The sequence below is a fragment of the Synergistaceae bacterium genome (assembly GCA_017443945.1).
In the GTDB taxonomy this organism is placed as follows: Bacteria; Synergistota; Synergistia; order Synergistales; family Aminobacteriaceae; genus JAFUXM01.
Window position 1 is genome coordinate 18,430 of sequence record JAFSXS010000010.1, and the last position, 18,063, is coordinate 36,492.

12 protein-coding genes are annotated in these 18,063 nt (G+C 40.8%); 7 read left to right on the forward strand and 5 right to left on the reverse strand.

All coding sequences use genetic code 11. The annotated features are described in order from the left end of the window. Nucleotides 1–13 precede the first annotated feature (13 nt). From IJT21_01170 to IJT21_01185, 4 genes are all read right to left on the reverse strand, one after another. Nucleotides 14–1,315, reverse strand: coding sequence for a phenylacetate--CoA ligase (locus IJT21_01170; protein MBQ7576856.1), 1,302 nt, complete (start codon nucleotides 1,313–1,315; stop codon nucleotides 14–16). 30 nt (nucleotides 1,316–1,345) lie between these two features. Beyond that, a complete protein-coding gene (locus tag IJT21_01175; GenBank protein MBQ7576857.1) occupies nucleotides 1,346–1,918 on the reverse strand; it encodes an indolepyruvate oxidoreductase subunit beta in 573 nt (190 codons plus the stop codon). Nucleotides 1,919–1,921: 3 nt separating this feature from the next. Beyond that, complete coding sequence (iorA, locus tag IJT21_01180) at nucleotides 1,922–3,658, reverse strand: indolepyruvate ferredoxin oxidoreductase subunit alpha (protein ID MBQ7576858.1); 1,737 nt, start codon at nucleotides 3,656–3,658, stop codon at nucleotides 1,922–1,924. Nucleotides 3,659–4,259: 601 nt separating this feature from the next. After that, nucleotides 4,260–5,468 (reverse strand): hypothetical protein, encoded by a 1,209-nt coding sequence (locus IJT21_01185; GenBank protein ID MBQ7576859.1) that lies wholly within the window; start codon nucleotides 5,466–5,468, stop codon nucleotides 4,260–4,262. Nucleotides 5,469–5,573: 105 nt separating this feature from the next. Between IJT21_01185 and IJT21_01190 the strand changes: the two genes are divergently transcribed. From IJT21_01190 to IJT21_01210, 5 genes are all read left to right on the forward strand, one after another. After that, nucleotides 5,574–9,284, forward strand: a complete 3,711-nt coding sequence (locus tag IJT21_01190; protein MBQ7576860.1) for an ankyrin repeat domain-containing protein — start codon at nucleotides 5,574–5,576, stop codon at nucleotides 9,282–9,284. 83 nt (nucleotides 9,285–9,367) lie between these two features. Beyond that, nucleotides 9,368–10,996, forward strand: a complete 1,629-nt coding sequence (locus IJT21_01195) for an acyl--CoA ligase (GenBank protein ID MBQ7576861.1) — start codon at nucleotides 9,368–9,370, stop codon at nucleotides 10,994–10,996. Nucleotides 10,997–11,002: 6 nt separating this feature from the next. Then, the gene (locus IJT21_01200; protein MBQ7576862.1) at nucleotides 11,003–11,881 is read left to right on the forward strand and encodes an MBL fold metallo-hydrolase; all 879 of its coding nucleotides are present in this window, start codon (nucleotides 11,003–11,005) and stop codon (nucleotides 11,879–11,881) included. Continuing rightward, nucleotides 11,881–12,543 (forward strand): prolipoprotein diacylglyceryl transferase, encoded by a 663-nt coding sequence (locus tag IJT21_01205; GenBank protein MBQ7576863.1) that lies wholly within the window; start codon nucleotides 11,881–11,883, stop codon nucleotides 12,541–12,543. The genes IJT21_01200 and IJT21_01205 overlap by 1 nt, the downstream gene beginning before the upstream one ends. A 554-nt stretch (nucleotides 12,544–13,097) precedes the next feature. Then, on the forward strand, nucleotides 13,098–14,576 hold the full coding sequence (locus tag IJT21_01210) for a Do family serine endopeptidase (GenBank protein MBQ7576864.1): 1,479 nt from the start codon (nucleotides 13,098–13,100) through the stop codon (nucleotides 14,574–14,576). A 62-nt stretch (nucleotides 14,577–14,638) separates the two neighbouring features. On the opposite strand, the gene IJT21_01215 is transcribed toward IJT21_01210, so the two are convergent. Continuing rightward, complete coding sequence (locus IJT21_01215; protein ID MBQ7576865.1) at nucleotides 14,639–15,625, reverse strand: D-lactate dehydrogenase VanH-A; 987 nt, start codon at nucleotides 15,623–15,625, stop codon at nucleotides 14,639–14,641. 85 nt (nucleotides 15,626–15,710) lie between these two features. On the opposite strand from IJT21_01215, the gene IJT21_01220 reads away from it, so the two are divergent. Together IJT21_01220 and IJT21_01225 are read left to right on the forward strand one after the other, a co-directional pair. Further along, the gene (locus IJT21_01220; protein ID MBQ7576866.1) at nucleotides 15,711–16,649 is read left to right on the forward strand and encodes a ribokinase; all 939 of its coding nucleotides are present in this window, start codon (nucleotides 15,711–15,713) and stop codon (nucleotides 16,647–16,649) included. Between the two features lie 35 nt (nucleotides 16,650–16,684). Further along, nucleotides 16,685–17,995 (forward strand): cation:proton antiporter, encoded by a 1,311-nt coding sequence (locus IJT21_01225; protein ID MBQ7576867.1) that lies wholly within the window; start codon nucleotides 16,685–16,687, stop codon nucleotides 17,993–17,995. Nucleotides 17,996–18,063 lie beyond the last annotated feature (68 nt).

The following is an 18,063-nucleotide window of genomic DNA, read 5'->3' on the forward strand; positions in this document are numbered from 1 at the left end:
AATCTCACACTCCTTAAATTTTGCGGTTATCTATGACTCTTACTGCTTTGCCCTCGCTTCTTGCTATAGTCTTAGGAGCAACAAGAGTAACTTTCGCCGTTAATCCTAACATAGAGCGCAGACCTTCGACAAGTTTTGCCTGCCGTTTATTGACCTCGCCGAGATTGTCCGTGAACATTTCCGGAGTCATTTCGACGCGTACATCAAGTGTATCAGTATTATTTACGCGATCAACTATAATTTGATAATTTGCCGGGTAGCCCTGATTGATTAATACAGTTTCAATTTGGCTTGGGAAGACATTAACACCGCGAATTATTAACATGTCGTCGCTGCGTCCCTTAAGTTTTGTCATGCGCACATGAGTACGTCCGCAAGGGCATTTTTCGCGAGTGAGTGAGCAAATATCACGCGTTCTATATCGCAGTAACGGGAATGCTTCTTTATCGAGAGTCGTAAACACAAGCTCGCCGAGACTTCCTTCAGGTAAAACATCGCCGGTTTCAGGATTAATTATTTCAGCGATAAAATAATCTTCGTTGATGTGCATTCCGTGTTGGTCAGAGCATTCAAACGAGACTCCGGGCCCGCAAAGTTCTGTAAGCCCGTAAATGTCATAGGCCTTAATTCCCATAGTTGCCTCAATATCACGGCGCATACTTTCCGACCACGCTTCAGCCCCGAAAATTCCTGCTTTCAATGGTATATCATTCGGGGTCATTCCCATTTCTTTCATGCGTTCACCGATAAAAGCTGCATAACTCGGAGTACAACATAAAATCGTAGCTGATAAATCTTTAATGAACATAATTTGTCTGTCAGTGTTCCCCGATGACGCTGGAATCGTGAGCGAGCCTACTAAATGACTTCCGCCGTTGAGTCCCGGACCTCCTGTGAATAATCCGTAACCGTATGAGACCTGCACAACATCTTCATTTGTTCCGCCTGCTGCTGTGATTGCACGTGCACACATTGTCTCCCAGATATTTAAATCATGCTGTGTGTAAAACGCTACGACTCTTTGTCCTGTTGTGCCTGAAGTTGATTGAATCCTGACACAGTCTTTTAACGGCTTTCCCATTAATCCGTAGGGGTATGCTTTGCGTAAATCGTCCTTCGTTAAAAATGGGAGCTTGTATAAATCGTCCATTGATTTAATGTCGTCGGGAGTTAAATTTTTTTCCTGCATTTTTGCGCGGTAGTAGGGGACATTTTCCCAGACGTGTTTAACTTGCTTTAATAACCGCTCATTCTGGAGTTCGCGAATTTTTTCGTGCGGCATCGTCTCAATTTCGGGCTGATAATATCTTTCCATATTGTAAATAATACCTTCTTTGACTAAATTTTATGCGTTCCTGCCGAGATTAAATGCTTTGAGATTCAGCTCTAAAAATTTTGCAGGCACACATGAATTTATTGACTCCTGCCATGCTTCAACGGGAATATCAGCGAAATAATGACTCAATCTTCCAAGCAGGACAAGATTAACAGCTTTTGTGCTTCCGGCCTCTTCTGCGAGTTTAAGACAGTCAAGCGCGTCAACTTTCACTCCCAGAGACTTAATTTTTGCTAACAAATTTTCGGGGTACTTCATAGCACCTATTAAAACGGGCATTGGGTCAGTTTCCTGCGTTGATGTTACGATTTGGCCGCCTTCCTTCAAGTATTCAAGATTTCTAGCAGCCTCTAACATTTCAAACGATACAATAAAATCTGCCTGCCCTTTGTCGATAACTGGTGAATAAACTTTTTCGCCGAATCTTACATAAGTAATGACGCTTCCTCCGCGCTGACTCATTCCGTGAACTTCAGAGACTTTTACGTCATAGCCTTGTGAAGTTAGCAGATGACCGAGTAATTTACTTGCTAAGACACTGCCTTGACCGCCGACTCCGACTATCATAATATTTTGCGTCATGATTTAGGCCTCCTCAAGTGCGTTAAATTTACATAATTGCTGACATACTCCGCAGCCGACACAAAGAGTCGAGTCAATTTTTGCTTTGCCGTCTTTAATTGATATTGCGGGGCAGCCTATTTTCATGCAGGATTTACAGCCTACACATTTAGAAATATTCACGTGTAATGATGGCTTGTGCTTGACATATTTTAACAGCGCGCAGGGCCTTCTTGAAATTATTACGCTTGACTCGTCTGACTCTAATTCTTCGCGTATAACTTTTTCGCACTCCTGCAAATTGTAAGGGTCAATAACTTTAACGCGATTGAATCCCATAGCTTTGCATAGATTCTCAAGATTAATTTTTCCGGCTGGGTCTCCTTTGATGTTATAACCTGTTGTAGGGTTCTGCTGATGTCCTGTCATGCCGGTTATAGAGTTGTCAAGAATTATTACGACCGATTTGCTTTGATTGTACGCGATATTTGCGAGTCCTGTCATACCTGAATGCATGAAAGTTGAATCACCGATTACAGCGACAGTATTTTTTTTCTCACCGACTCTCTCTAACGCCTTATTAAACCCGTGAAGTGCACTTATTGACGCTCCCATACAAAGAGTCATTTCCATTGATGAAAGCGGCGCAACTGCTCCCAAAGTGTAACAGCCTATATCGCCTAAAACCGTGCAATTTAATTTTTTCAGAGTGTAGAATAAACCTCTATGCGGACACCCTGCACACATTACAGGAGGGCGGGGAGGTATTGTCTCATCAAGTTTTACGCCATTATTGACGGGTAAATTTAATTTGGCAGAGATAATATTTTGACTCAATTCTCCCTCAAGCGCGAATAAATTTTTTCCTTCACAATCGAGGCCAAGTGCTTTGCAGTAAGACTCTATAAAGGGGTCAAGCTCTTCAACAATTATTAAACGCTTCACACTTTTTGCAAAGGATTTAATTTTTTCGTCGGGAAGCGGCCAAATCATTCCCAATTTCAGAACGGGGTACAAATCGCCGCATGACTCTTTTACATATTGATAGCTAGTTGAAGAAGTAATAATCCCGATTGAATTATCGCGGCCGGACTCGATTTTGTTCAAGTCGATATTTTCTGCGAGTGCCTGCAATTTTCGCGTACGTTCTTCGATTATGGGATGACGTTTTACAGCATTTCCGGGCATCATGACATATTTTGCGATATTTTTCTCGTAATTTTTTGCGGGAGGCTCGACTCTTTCGCTGATTTCTACAAGTGATTGCGAGTGAGCTATGCGGGTACACATTTTTACGATTACGGGCGAGTCAAATTCTTCTGAGATGTCAAATGCGCGCTTGAAAAAATTTAGTGCTTCCTGCGAGTCAGAAGGCTCTAACATGGGTAATTTTGCGGCTCTTGCATAGTGTCGGGAGTCCTGCTCGTTCTGTGATGAATGCATAGCGGGATCATCGGCGACACAAATAATCATGCCTGCATTTATTCCGGTGTAAGAGACAGTAAATAACGGGTCAGCTGCGACATTGAGTCCGACGTGCTTCATACCGCAAAAACTGCGATAACCTGCGAGCGAGGCTCCAAAGGCTGTTTCCATAGCAACTTTTTCATTAGGTGCCCATTCGCAATAAATTTCGTTGAACTTTGCGGCTTCTTCTGTTATTTCTGTGCTGGGTGTGCCGGGATAACTTGACGCGACACAACATCCGGCTTCATAGAGTCCGCGTGCTGCTGCTGAGTTTCCCTGCATTAAGTGCTTCATTAAAAGTTTTCCCCCTTCAAATTTGCTGAAAATTTTAACACTCTTAACGATTTATGAATCTATCATTAATGAACGCATTATATAATTTGAGTCAAATTTTGTGCGATTTGTGCCGGAAATTTTTGGACGTGCTATAATTTACGCGAATATTTTGTGAGTCTATGAATAGAATCAAACTTTACAACTACATTTGCAACTACAAAAAATTTAATTTTTCCCAGCGCTCATAAATAATTACATGACTTCATAAAAATTTAGCGCGTTAATCTTGTGTGTAATAAAAATTGAGTCTCGCAATAAAATTTTTCCCGGCTTTATGAGAGATAACAATAAAATTTTTCTGCGCTCATAAATAATTACACAACGTCATAAAAATTTAGCGTGATAATCTTGCGTGTAATAAAAATTGAGTCTCTCAATAAAATTTTTCCCGGCTTTATGAGAGATAATGACAATAAAATTTTTCTGCGCTCATAAATAATTACATGACTTCATAAAAAATTTAGCGAGTTAATCTTGTGTGTAATAAAAATTGAGTCTCGCAATAAAAATGCGGGAAAAACTATATAACTAGTTCATCCCGCATTATGTGTAACAAAATTTATTTGATCTCGCTGCACCTGAAAATTTCTTGATACTTCACGACTAATTTACATAAAATCACGCCTATTATCATAATTATCAAACTGTCAATACCTTTATATATGCCTCGCGCTAAATTCGTTCTGTGCAGGACGACTCCGGCATAAACCAAGCACCTGCTCAATAATAAATATCCCGTGCACAACACAGAAAGATTGAAATCTTGACGCGAAATTTTTTCGTTCATGCATAAAATCATGAAGAAAGCCGCCGGATAAATCAATATCAAATAATCACAGCCGTTTTTGTACATGTACATAGTTGACGCAACACAGACAGGAACATATGCCGCAAAATAAAATAATTTTTCCGAACGTAAATTTTTCTTGAGATATTTATAAAGCACTAACATGAATATAACCGCAATTAATATATTTAAGGCAAGAACAATATTTTTACTGACTCCGGCGAATCTCAGAACGTGAAGCAATCCCAAGTAAAAATATCCAGCATCGTCCGCACCTACATTAAAGCACTCTGATAAAAGATTTACCATCGAAATATTATTTATTGCAGCTGCCGTGAACCACGCGGACAAGTCAATTATCGCAGCAATTATTATAGACTTAATACCCCCCCCCCCATAGTTATTTTTACTTAGTATAATGACCATCACGCAGAAAATTGCAGCGATCTGAGGCTTAGACATGCACACACTTAAAATAATTCCGGCGATATAAGGATGTTTCTTCATGAGCAGAATAATATCAATCATTAACAGGCATATAATTGCGCCCTCGTTGCCAAACCATAATGAATACATAAAACTAAATTGCGCAATCGGAAGCAGACATAATATAAAAATTTTCGTAATATCAAAATCTTTCTTGAGCAGCTCATACAACAAATAAGCCGTAAATAAATAAACTATAACATGAAGCAGTGTATTAAATATTTGTGCTTGATGAAGCGGCATGAACCCAGCATAAAATATTTGTCCAACTATTAACGCCCATGGTACTGTCGGAGCTGTAATTAATTTTCCGTCGGGACTCAATGGCTGGAAACCTATAGCACGCGCACGAACAAGCCAATGTGCATTAAAATCGTTATAGCTCAAACCTAAATATCCGTGATTCAAGTAAAAGCACAGACAGACATAAAATATTATTATCACAGCAATACAACCGCACAAGAACAAAGAAATAAATTTTGTGTTAGATTTCATGATAAAGACTCCTTAAAGTTTTGCATTATACTAACATAAAATGCCCATGCTAAAAATTTAATCGTATAATAAAATTTACATATATTTTATCAAGGAGACTAGACAATGCAGAGCAGATTTGATTTTCTCGATACGGGCGATTTTCCTGAGCTTCTAAATTATTGCACTAAGGCCGAAAAAAGTCTTGATTTGGACGCTAATATAACAATGCTTTATCTCGGCAAAATTGGCGAGACCATTATTCAACTTATACGAGAGCATTATAATATTTCAAGAGATACAAATATTCAGGACCTCACAGAACGCGGAATAATCGACGAAAATATCTGCTTGAAGATAAACACCCTGATAGATTTCAAGGACGATGCAGAAAATAACGGCTATAACTCGCAAATTTCAGCGCAGAGACTCATGAATACAGCCTGCGATTTATGTAAATGGTTTGCTGACGAATTCACAGAGAGCAAATTTGATTTTCTTGCAGACTTGCCGGAACTCGAAAAACTTGCTACAGCCGGACGTGAGGCAGAAGAAAATTTATACACTAACACCCGTTATTCTTTGCTTTGTCTGGGCGATATAGGCGAGTTTATCGCAAATTTCATAATGAAGAGCGAAAATCTTTCAGCACGAGGCAAACAGGCCGGAAAGATTCAGACTCTTTTATCGCGCGAAATAATAGATCATGAGAAATCTGCCCTGCTCGACAAAATTAGAGAAGCCCGAAATAATGCCGTTCACTACAAAAATTATTCAGAAGTAGAAGCTAAAACACTTTTGGACGACGCTTTAATATTGTGCGAATGGATGTTTATGCAGGTAATCTCTAGGGGCGACACTGTGTCAGGAACTATTACAGGAATCGGCGAAGAAAGTTTATCTGTCAAAATCGGCAGGCTTCCCGGCTTTGTCCCTCTTAGTGAAATTCCGTTAGAAGACGATAAAAAATTAAGCGAACATTATCACGTAGGCGAGAGTCTAAAATTTAAGGTCGTCGAGCTTCACGGAAATACAATAAATTTAAGTCTCATGCTCACAAATGGTAATAAAGAATCATGGAACAATAAAAGATTTCTCAAACTTTGCAGAGAAGGCCAGCACAGTCAAGTTCAATCAGCAATTAATGAAGGAGCTAATCCCAACGCAGCGAACAATAAAAATTTTACAGCCGTAATGATGGCAGCTTACTATAACAGCGATCCGGAAGTTATTAGCGTTCTTGTAAAAGCTGGAGCAGACATTAACGCAGTAAATAAACATCAAAACAAGACAGCTCTAATAATTGCGTCAGAGTTACGGGGCCCGGCAGTGATTCAAGCTCTGTTAAATAACGGTGCGGACATAACAATAACAGATAGATTCGGGAGAAACGCTTTTTCCTATGCGCGGAAAAATTCCAAAATCGACGATGAATTATTAGCACGCCTCCAGCCCGATAAAGCAGAGTCAAATAATGCAGCTGTAAATGAAATTATCGCAGAACCTCAGCCAACTTCAGAAAACGAGACAACGCAAGGCCAAGACCCGCAAATAAATGAATCTCTCGCAGACTCCAATAATGCAGACATAACAGAATCTCCGGAAAAAGAGTCAACGCAAAGTCAAGACTCGCAAGTAAATGAATCTCTCGCAGACTCCAATAATGCAGACATAACAGAATCTCAGGAAAACGAGTCAACACAAGGCCAAGACCCGCAAATAAATGAATCTCTCGCAGACTCCAATAATGCAGACATAACAGAATCTCAGGAAAACGAGACAACGCAAGGCCAAGACTCAAATATTACTGATTCTGAATTTATCGAACTCTGCAAAAATGGCACAGCACAGGAAATTTCTGACGCTATCAAGTCCGGCGCAAATGTTCACGCAATAGACTCTAACGAAGACGATAATACAGCCTTAATGACTGCCGCAAAATATAATCATAGTCCCGAAGTGATAAATATTTTACTAGACTCGGGTGCAGACATCGACGCAAAAAATAAAAAACTTCGTACACCTTTAATTCTCGCCGTAATGAATAATAACAGCCCTGAAGTTATAGAAGCCCTATGTTCACGCAATGCCGATACAAGCATTCAAGACATAAACTATAAAAGCGCGTTATCTTATGCACTGGGAAAATATAATGACTCGAAAATATTGACTCTCCTCGCAAAAACGACTAAGCCCACTGACGCAGAATTTCTCGAACTCTGCAAGACCGGCACCGCACAAGAAATTTCTGACGCTATCGAGGCCGGAGCAAATTTTTACGCAAGAGACTTCACGCGGGACGACGACACAGCTTTAATGCTCTCAGCAAAATATAACCCCAAACCTGAAGCAGTTAACGCACTTCTTGACGCAGGAGCAAATATCGACGCGCTTAACTCTCATAGACGCACGGCACTTATACTCGCAGTAATGAATAATAACAGGGACGTAATAAAGGCTTTGTGCGCAAGGAAACCCAGAATTGACTGGCATGACTTAGACGGCATGAGCGCATTTGATTACGCACAGGAAAGATTCAGCGATGATGAAGAAATTTTACAGCTGTTAGACTTCAATACACCACAACCGACAAAAACTTTAAGTGATTCAGAATTTCTCGAACTCTGCAAGACCGGCACCGCACAAGAAATTTCTGACGCTATCGAGGCAGGAGCAAATAAACTCGCACGAGACGGAAATAATAATACTCCGTTGATAATTGCTGCTGAATTTAACACATTTGAAGTTATTGACATGCTAATTAATGAAGGCTGCAAAGTTGACGCACATAATAACGAAGGATACAACGCACTTATGAAGGCTGCCGAATTTAATACTGTTCAAGCTGTAAATATACTCATACAACATACTAAACTCGATATCGATGACGTAGAGAACAACGGATATACAGCACTTATGCTCGCCGCCCAAAATAATATAGTCAACGCAGTAGAATCACTCATTAACGCCGGCGCAAATGTGAATTACGTCAGGAAGCCCAAAGAATCGGGAGATACACCATTAATGCTGGCATCAAGATTTAATTTCACTGATGTAGTTAGATTATTGCTCTCAAAGGGTGCTGACATAAACGCAGCGACAACTAAAGGCTTCAAAGCTGTAGACTTCGCACTCAAGAATGACAAAATGAAGGGTACAAAAATTTTAGCGTTCCTGCTGAATAATGAATTTTTCAAGGCTTGCAGGCTTCAAGACTTCACGCGCATAACAACATATCTCAATGCCGGAGCAAATATCAACGTACAGGACGCTAACGGCAACACAGCACTAATTCTCGCAGTTATGCGCAAACAAATCGAGCTGGTAAAATTCCTGCTTAAAGTCGGTGTTAATGTGAATAAACAGAATAACAACGGCAACACGGCTTTAATGTTCGCAGTGTCAAGAAATCAAATCAAACTAGCAAACTTACTGCTTAACTCTGATTCTAATTCTATCGGTGTAAATACAATAAACAATTCAGGTTACACGGCATTAGATTATGCAGGAAAATATTTTAAAGCCTTAACAGATATTAACGCGCAAGACTCTAACGGCAACACAGCACTAATTCTCGCAGTTATGCGCAAACAAATCGAGCTGGTAAAATTCCTGCTTAAAGTCGGTGTTAATGTGAATAAACAGAATAACAACGGCAACACGGCTTTAATGTTCGCAGCGTCAGGCAATCACAGCGAAATAGTTAATATCTTGCTTGATCACAATGCAGACGTGAATATAATAAATAATTCCGGTCATAAGGCTTTAAGTTATGCACAAAAATTTTTAGGCGATCAGGCAGCTGTAACGCGAATTAAGAATTTAACGCATAATTGATATATTGACAATAAATTTATTCTGCGCTATTTTTGCCGGAGTCTTGATATTTACATAATTTATAGTAGGGAAGGAAAATTATTTTGCCCATTACAGATTTACTTGAGAGAAATTCAAAACTTTACGGCAGCGAGGTCGCATTAGTCGAAATTAACCCCGAACAGCAGGAGCCGACTCGCCTAACTTGGAAGGAATACGCACTAATTCAGCCAACTTCTTCAAAGCCTTATAGACGCGAAATAACTTGGTCGGTTTTCGACGAGAAAGCAAATAGAGTCGCCAACCTGCTTTTATCGCGCGGAGTCAAAAAGGGTCAGAAGGTCGCAATTTTGTTGATGAACTGTCTTGAATGGCTGCCGATTTATTTCGGGATTCTCAAAACGGGAGCTATTGCAGTGCCGTTAAATTTCCGTTACTCATCAGAAGAAATCGAATATTGCGTGAAACTTGCTGACGTTGATATTTTATTCTTTGGCCCTGAGTTTATCGGACGAGTCGAGAATACAGTATTAGCACTCGGAGAAAATTGTTTGTTATTCTTTGTCGGTACTAATTGTCCGTCATTTGCAGAGAGCTATAACGAGCTAGTAAATAATTGTTCGTCAGTTGCTCCGAAAATTTTAATAGAAGATTCAGACGAGGCAGCAATTTATTTTTCTTCAGGTACGACAGGATTTCCTAAAGCGATTTTACACAATCACACAGCTTTATTGCAGTCTGCACGAATGGAAGCAATTCACCACGAAACGACTCATGATGATGTATTCTTATGTATACCGCCTTTATATCACACGGGCGCAAAAATGCACTGGTTCGGATCGCTTTATACGGGAAGCCGCGCAGTTATTCTCAAAGGTACGTCGCCGAAAACTATTTTAGACGTTGTATCGCTTGAACATTGCACAATTGTGTGGCTGTTAGTTCCGTGGTGCCAAGATATTTTAACAGCACTTGACTCCGGTGAATTAAAGCTCGAAGGCCGTAATATTTCACAATGGCGTTTAATGCATATCGGTGCGCAGCCTGTTCCGCCGTCATTGATTCGTCATTGGCTTGATTATTTCCCCAAACATAAATACGACACAAATTACGGTTTATCAGAGTCAACCGGCCCTGGGTGCGTTCATTTGGGACTCGAAAATATTAACAAAGTCGGCGCAATCGGTGTAGCTGGTTACGGCTGGAAATTAAAAATTGTTGACGATAACGGCGAAAAAGTTAAACAGGGCGAGACCGGCGAATTATGCGTGAAAGGTCCCGGCGTTATGCTTTGTTATTATAAGAATCCCGAAGCTACAGCAGAAACGATTAAAGACGGCTGGCTCTTTACGGGTGATATGGCAATGCAGGACGAAGACGGCTTTGTGTGGCTCGTTGACAGAAAAAAGGACGTTGTTATAACCGGCGGAGAAAATATTTATCCCGTTCAAGTTGAGAATTTCATTATTACACATCCGAAAGTTCACGACGTTGCAGTTATAGGACTTCCCGAACCTAGACTCGGCGAAATTGCAGCAGCCATCATTCAAATTAAAAAGGGTATGGAATGCACAGAAGAAGAAATTAACAGATTCTGTCTTGGCCTTCCGAGATATAAGCGTCCCAGAAAAATTATATTCGCTGACGTTCCCAGAAATCCGACCGGCAAAATCGAGAAGCCCAAATTACGCGAGAAATACGCAAAGGGTAAAGCATTTTTCGAGAAAGAATAAATTTTCATGTACGAGCTTATAAATATTACGGGAAAAAGTTTTTACATTCAGAGTCCCGCGAAAATAGGCCTTGTGAGACTCGGCGATAAAAATATTTGCCTTATCGACAGCGGAAATGACAAGGAAGCAGGCCGCAAAGTCAAGAAAATTATCGATAATAACGGCTGGAATCTCACGGCGATTTATAACACTCATTCACACGCGGATCACATTGGAGGCAATAAATATTTACAAGCTCAGACAGGCTGCAAAATTTACGTTCCCGGCGTTGATTGCAGCTTTACAAATTATCCTGTGCTTGAACCCTCGTTTTTGTTCGGGGGGTGTCCTCCTGATGAATTGAGGCACAAATTTTTAATGGCTCAGGAAAGCAGCGCGGAAATTTTGACTCCCGATAATTTGCCTGAAGGATTCGAGATTATAAATTTGCCGGGACATTCTTTCGATATGGCTGGATTCAAGACTTCTGATGATGTAATATTTCTTGCTGACTGTCTCTCAAGCCGTGAAGCTCTTGATAAATATCAAATAGTGTTCATTTATGATGTAGGAGAATATATTTTGACTCTCGAAAAAGTTATGAATCTCGAAGCAAAATTTTTCGTGCCTTCACATGCGCCGATAACTGAAGATATTAAGCCCCTAGCAGAATATAATATCAGCAAAGTAAATGAGATCGCCGGGAAAATATTAAATTTTTGCAGGGAGCCGCTGAATTTCGAGAGAATATTACAGAAATTATTTAACGCTTATAATTTATCCATGAGCTTTGAGCAGTACGTTTTGACGGGCAGCACTGTAAAATCTTACTTGTCATGGCTCAAGCATAATAATAAATTGAACGCATATTTTGACGATAATATTTTATTATGGGAGAGTGCCTAATGTACCCGACGTTATTCAAAATTGGAAGTTTCGCGGTTGATTCGTATAGTGTTGTATGGTTTATTGCGTTGTCGATTGCGATAATATGGGCTCTCAAGAGGTTAGCTTTATATAATCTTGACGAGGACGAGTCCCGCAAAGTAATGGCAGCTGCTTTTATATGTATGCTGATAGGTGCGCGTGCTCCTGAATATATTAGAAATTGGCGGATTTATTACGAGAGTCCGTCATTGCTGCTAGATTTGAATCGCGGAGGGGTTGCGGAGTTTGGTGCGATTCTGGGAGCTTTTTTCGGCGCGTTGATTATGTGCGTGTTCAATAAAAAAATTTCGTTCGCTAAATTGTGTGAAGTAGCTGCTATACCTGCAATGCTTGCTATATCGATAGGGCGCTGGGGATGTTTTCTCAACGGCTGCTGTAAAGGGCTTGAGTCAAATTTTTGCACGGCTGTACATTTTTTGAACGATCCCGCCGGAGTTAATAGACACCCTGTGCAGATTTATTATTCGATATTTGCGGTTATAAATGTTATATTGCTGCTGATAGTTGAGAGAAAAATTTTATCCTGTTATAGCTCCTCTTGCGCTAATTCTTTATTCTATTATGAGATTTGTAATTGCCCCTGTGAGAGAGCCATTTACTTTTGCGAAATTAATTATTAATGACTGGACATACACGGGGATAATAATAGCGTTGCCGATAGAGATTTTATTTCTTGCGTGGAGTGTTTATAAGATTAGGCGTGAGATTGCATAGCTGTAAAAACTTTTGCCTAAACACGACTCCAGACTATAAACCGGGTGGGTGGGTGGGACTAACCAATTAAAACGCGCGATAAATTAATTGCATGTAGCTGTATTTATAGCAAATAAACAAAAATATGCTGCAGCCATCGCCCCGCAGACGGCCCCGGTTGCAAAAAAGGTTTTCGCTTTTGACTTTGCTTTGTTTGTATGCGTATAGTTTTTAAAGTGTTTTCACAATAACGGGTAGACGGGCGGGCAAAAAGAATTTGTAACGTGTCTTTATCTCTCTGCATTGAGTTATAATTTAATGCGTTGACTATAAATTTATAGAGATTTTGCGCGAAAAATTTTGCTTTAGTCTAAATAAGTCAATTTGCTAGTATCTTTATCGGTAAAACAAGCCATGAAGTTAATCACTCACAATATTAAAATATGCCATGATAAATTTTAGGAGGTATCTATTAATGAAGATGAATAAAAGATTTTCAGCGTTAATTATGACGCTTATATTAATTCTCGTGAGTGCGGGGAGTTCGTTTGCGGCCTTGTCGCCGTTCGGTGCGTCAAATCCGATGGTGCCGATAGTAAAGCGCGCTTCAGTGGCCGTTGTTAATATCGACGTTGAGAAAGCTGCGTCAAATAATAGGCGTTCAATGCCTCAAATGCCGTTTGATTTCGACGATGACCCAATTTTTAAACACTTTTTCGGCGACAATTTCCGGGAATATAATAGATCCGTACCTATGAAGGGCCGCGGTTCCGGCTTTATCGTCTCGAAAGAAGGACTCATACTCACAAATAATCACGTCGTAAGCAATGTCGATAAAATAACAGTTTCGGTTCTCTTAGCGGACGGCAGCAAGAAAACTTACGACGCAACAATCAAGGGCAGCGATCCTACTTACGATTTAGCAGTAATAAAAATTGAACCTGATACAGCACTCCCGATTTTGGAACTTGGCGACTCTGACGCTCTTGAAGTCGGCGAATGGGTTATCGCAATAGGCAACCCCTACGGTTTTGAACATACTGTAACAGCCGGCGTTATCTCGGCAAAGCACAGAAGCATTCACAGCAATGAAGTAAACTTTGATGATTTCTTGCAGACCGACGCAGCAATTAACCCGGGAAATTCCGGCGGCCCATTGTTAAATATGGAAGGAAAAGTTATCGGCATTAATTCAGCAATCGCACCTTTTGCACAGGGTCTAGGCTTTGCAATTCCCATTAACCGCGCGAAAGAAATAATGAATGATTTAGTATCTCATGGACACGCAAGAAGAGGCTGGCTCGGCGTATCAATCGGCAACGTAACACCGCAAATGGCGAAAACTTACGGAGTCGGTTCAACTGAAGGTGCAATGATTAATGACGTTTTCAAAGGCGATCCCGCAGACAAAGCCGGAATTAAGCGCGGAGATGTCGTAATTGAGATTAACGGCGAAAAAATTAAGGACGCTCAAGCACTCACTAATAAAATAAGGTCTCTTGCCCCCGGTTCAACTGCAAAATTTGTAGTCATCCGCAAAGGCAAGAAAATGAATTTCAGCGTAAAACTCGGCGAACGTGCAGCAGACGCAGATACTAGACAGCCGGGAAAAGGCCGGGACAATGATAAAGAATCTAACCGCAGAAATTCTGACTCAAGCACAGCATTAAAAGATTTCGGAATTAACAGAATCTCAAGTCTCGACAACAGCACAAAACGCCGCTACGGTCTTGACTCAGAAGCTGAAGGAGTAATCATTACAGAAGTCGGCAGAAATTCACCGGCCTATAATGCAGGTCTCCGCGAAGGTGATTTAATCTTAGAGGTAAACGCCCAAGAAGTTATGAGTCCTGAAGACGCAGCACGGGCACTCGGCAATGAAGACACACTTGTATTGATGATCGAACGTGATGGAGCTACATATTTTGTGCAGATAGACAAGACTTCAAGCAAAAAATAGCTTCATTTAAAGCACTCCGGCAGAGTCGTAAGAAAAATTGCGGCCCTGCTTTTTTTCGTGCGTTATTGTGCCTCGACTCCGTGTGATTTCTTGCCAGTCTCAAATTCGTATAAGCTCCTGAAATTGCCCTCTATCATGTCGCGGACATCCTCGCGCGTATAAAATGCTGTGTGAGGCGATATTATTACGTTCGGGAAAGATCTAAGCACCGCTAATTTGTGATTAATCATTACTTCGCCCATGAGATCATAATAATATAAACCGTTTTCAAATTCGAGAACGTCAAGTGCTGCACCGCCGAGCTTCCCTGACTCTATGCCCATAATAAGCGCGTCAGAGTCAATTAATTTTCCACGTGCAGTGTTGATTATATAAGCGTCGTCCTTCATTTGTGAAATAGTTTTCTTGTTGATTATGTGATAATTTTCTTCGTTTGCGTTCATGTGAAGTGAAATAATGTCTGACTCTGCTAAAATTTCATCGAGACTGACATATTTTGCGATTTTCTTTGCGCGTTCATTCTGGTAAACGTCATAAGCAAGCAGTTTACAGCCAAAACCGGTTAAATGCTCTAATACAGTTGTCCCGATTCGTCCTGTGCCTAAGATTCCTACTGTGCATTGCGAAAAGTCCCGGCCGATTTTATTTTTCAGCGAGTAATCTTGCAGTTCAGCGCGTTTAATTATATGAGCAAACCTCCGAACACTCGCAAGCATTAACATAATTGCATAATCAGCGACTCCTGTCGGTGTATAGCTGACTGTGTCGACCTTCATATTAAGTTCACGGGCGCGCTTTAAATCTACGTGATCATAGCCTATTGAACGGCAGAGAATATATTTTACGCCTAAATCATGAAACTTTTCGAGAGTCTTTGCTGACATGTCGCATGGTGTACAGCTTATCCCTTCACAGCCTGAAGCAAGCGAAAAATTTTTATCGTCCGGATAACTTGTCGAGTAAACATAATCAACGCCGTATTTAGCTTTCATTTCGTGGCAAAATTCTAACTCGTCATATTCTCTCAGCGCGTAAAAGCAGATTTTCATTAAACATTTACCCCCTTTTAAATCTTTGTGCTATTATACGCAGAATATAATTATAATCCGGTATAACTCGAGGGGGCAATAAAATTTGGCAGCAATCGCAGTAGTAGGTTCATTAAATATAGATCTTGTCATCCGCGCACCTCATTGTCCTAAAGAAGGAGAAACTTTAGTGGGCGGCCCGTTCGGAATGGCAGGAGGCGGCAAAGGGTCAAATCAGGCTCTAACAGCTGCAAGACTCAACGCAAAATCTTACATGATCGGCTGTGTAGGCAATGACGATTTCGGGAAAAAATTACGCGCTGTCCTTATCGAGAACGGCGTAGACTGTTCACACCTTCAGACGCGAAAAGAATCAGCAACGGGCACAGCAGTAATAACAGTAACACACGGCGGAGAGAGTTCTATAATAATTTCTCAGGGCGCAAACTCTTTATTGGATGAGCAGGCAATTTTTGACGCAAAAGAAATTTTCTCGCGTTCTGACTGTGCATTATTCCAAATGGAGAGTCCGGCGCAGACAGTTACAACAGGTTTAAAGCTCGCAAGACAAACGGGCTGCCAAACGTTTTTATCAGCTGAACCGCCTTTTTCTCTGCCGACTGACTCATGGGGTAATATTGATTATATGATTCTAAATGAACGCGCATTAAATTTTTACGCAGGAGAAGAAAATAATAATTCCGATATTTTATCAATGGCTAGAGAGATTCTAAAACGTGGCTTACGAAATCTTGTAGTAACTCAGAGTGCTAAAGGCGGAATGATTTTCACGAACGGCGGCGGTTATTTCTCGTTTGACGCATTTAATATCAGGTCAGTAGATCACACCGGGGCGCGTGATGCGTTCTGTGCGGGTTTATGCGTGGGACTATGCGAAGGAATGCCGTTAAAAGCTGCTGCAAGATTCGGATCTGCTTGCGGTGCTCTTGCGTGTACAAAAATCGGTGCCCACCCTTCATTGCCTAGAAGACATCAGGTCGGGGCATTGTTAGGCGAAGCGTCCGGCGATGATTACGAGTTATAAATTTTTATTTCTCAGGAGGTAAAATTTTTTCTATTATGGAAAACTATACTTATTTGCTGAGTCTTTGTGTGATTCTAATGTCAACAAAGATTTTCAGCATATTGTCTCGACGTGCCCAGCTTCCTCAAGTTGTCGGCGCATTAATGGCAGGTTTATTTTTCGGGCCTGCTGTACTCGGTGCGATAACGCAAAATTTCTTCAACGTTCAATTTTGTTTGCAGCCTACTCCATTACTTGCACGCATGGCAGAATTAGGCGTAATTGTAATCATGTTCACGGCGGGAATGGAGACAAATTTAGACGAGCTTAAAGCCTCAGGGAAAGCAGGTTTTCTCGTAGCATTGACGGGCGTTATTATACCTCTCGGAATGGGAGCAGCTTTAATGTACTTGTTCGATAAGAGCACATCGTTTGAGTCTGCAATTTTCATCGGGGCTGTATTAACTGCAACATCAGTATCAATCACAGTTGAGACTCTAAAAGAATTAGGCAAGATGTCAACTAAAGTCGGCAACACGATTTTAGCAGCGGCGTTGATAGACGATATTTTGGGCTTGATATGCTTGACGATTGTTACAGGAATGGGCGGCGAAGAAGAGACAAATTTAATGCTGGTGTTCGTAAAAATTGCTGGATTCTTTTTGTTTGTCGGTGTGGCAGGATTTATTTACAATTTATATATGAAATGGTCCGACAGAGTCCAGAAAGAAAGAAATTTACGGCGTTATCCTGTATTAGGCTTTGCATTCTGCTTATTTATGGCGTGGGCGGCTGAAAGTCTCTTCGGTGTAGCTGACATAATCGGAGCATTTGCAGCAGGTATGATTATAGCGTTATCTCCAAAAGGTCAATATGTAGCAAGTAAATTCGACACAGTTTCATATTTATTATTGACTCCGATATTTTTTGCTAATATTGGACTTGAAGTCGTCTTGCCGAGCATGTCATTTGAGTTAGTAGCTTTCACTGCTGCATTAATAGTTGTTGCTATCGTGTCAAAATTATTCGGCTGCGGATTTGGCGCAAGAGTCTGCGGGTTCGATAATAGACAAAGTTATCAAATAGGACTCGGCATGGTCTGCAGAGGCGAGGTCTCATTAATCGTAATGAAAAAAGGTATGTCAATGCACTTCATAGCTGATGAATATTTAGGGCCGATTATTATAATGATTATTGTATGTACGATAATAACGCCTATTTTGTTGAAGTGGGCATTTGAGGGACAAAGAGACGTTATCGGCGATACAGTGTTTGAAGACGCATTTATGACAATGGATCAGGCCGACGAAATGACGGATGATTTATTCCAGAGAAAATTGCATTTAAGCAGCAGAACTCACGAATAAATTTTTTGTTTGCCGCCGCTCCCACCCACCCACCCCGCGGCGGCTTTGCACATCATCACTTTATCGCA

Bases quoted from the DNA above. Each gene is read 5' to 3' on its own strand.
- IJT21_01170 (MBQ7576856.1), bottom strand. From the start codon at position 1,315: ATGGAAAGATATTATCAGCCCGAAATTGAGACGATGCCGCACGAAAAA.
- IJT21_01205 (MBQ7576863.1), top strand. From the start codon at position 11,881: ATGTACCCGACGTTATTCAAAATTGGAAGTTTCGCGGTTGATTCGTAT.
- IJT21_01225 (MBQ7576867.1), top strand. From the start codon at position 16,685: ATGGAAAACTATACTTATTTGCTGAGTCTTTGTGTGATTCTAATGTCA.
- iorA (MBQ7576858.1), bottom strand. From the start codon at position 3,658: ATGAAGCACTTAATGCAGGGAAACTCAGCAGCAGCACGCGGACTCTAT.
- IJT21_01190 (MBQ7576860.1), top strand. From the start codon at position 5,574: ATGCAGAGCAGATTTGATTTTCTCGATACGGGCGATTTTCCTGAGCTT.
- IJT21_01185 (MBQ7576859.1), bottom strand. From the start codon at position 5,468: ATGAAATCTAACACAAAATTTATTTCTTTGTTCTTGTGCGGTTGTATT.
- IJT21_01200 (MBQ7576862.1), top strand. From the start codon at position 11,003: ATGTACGAGCTTATAAATATTACGGGAAAAAGTTTTTACATTCAGAGT.
- IJT21_01215 (MBQ7576865.1), bottom strand. From the start codon at position 15,625: ATGAAAATCTGCTTTTACGCGCTGAGAGAATATGACGAGTTAGAATTT.
- IJT21_01175 (MBQ7576857.1), bottom strand. From the start codon at position 1,918: ATGACGCAAAATATTATGATAGTCGGAGTCGGCGGTCAAGGCAGTGTC.
- IJT21_01210 (MBQ7576864.1), top strand. From the start codon at position 13,098: ATGAATAAAAGATTTTCAGCGTTAATTATGACGCTTATATTAATTCTC.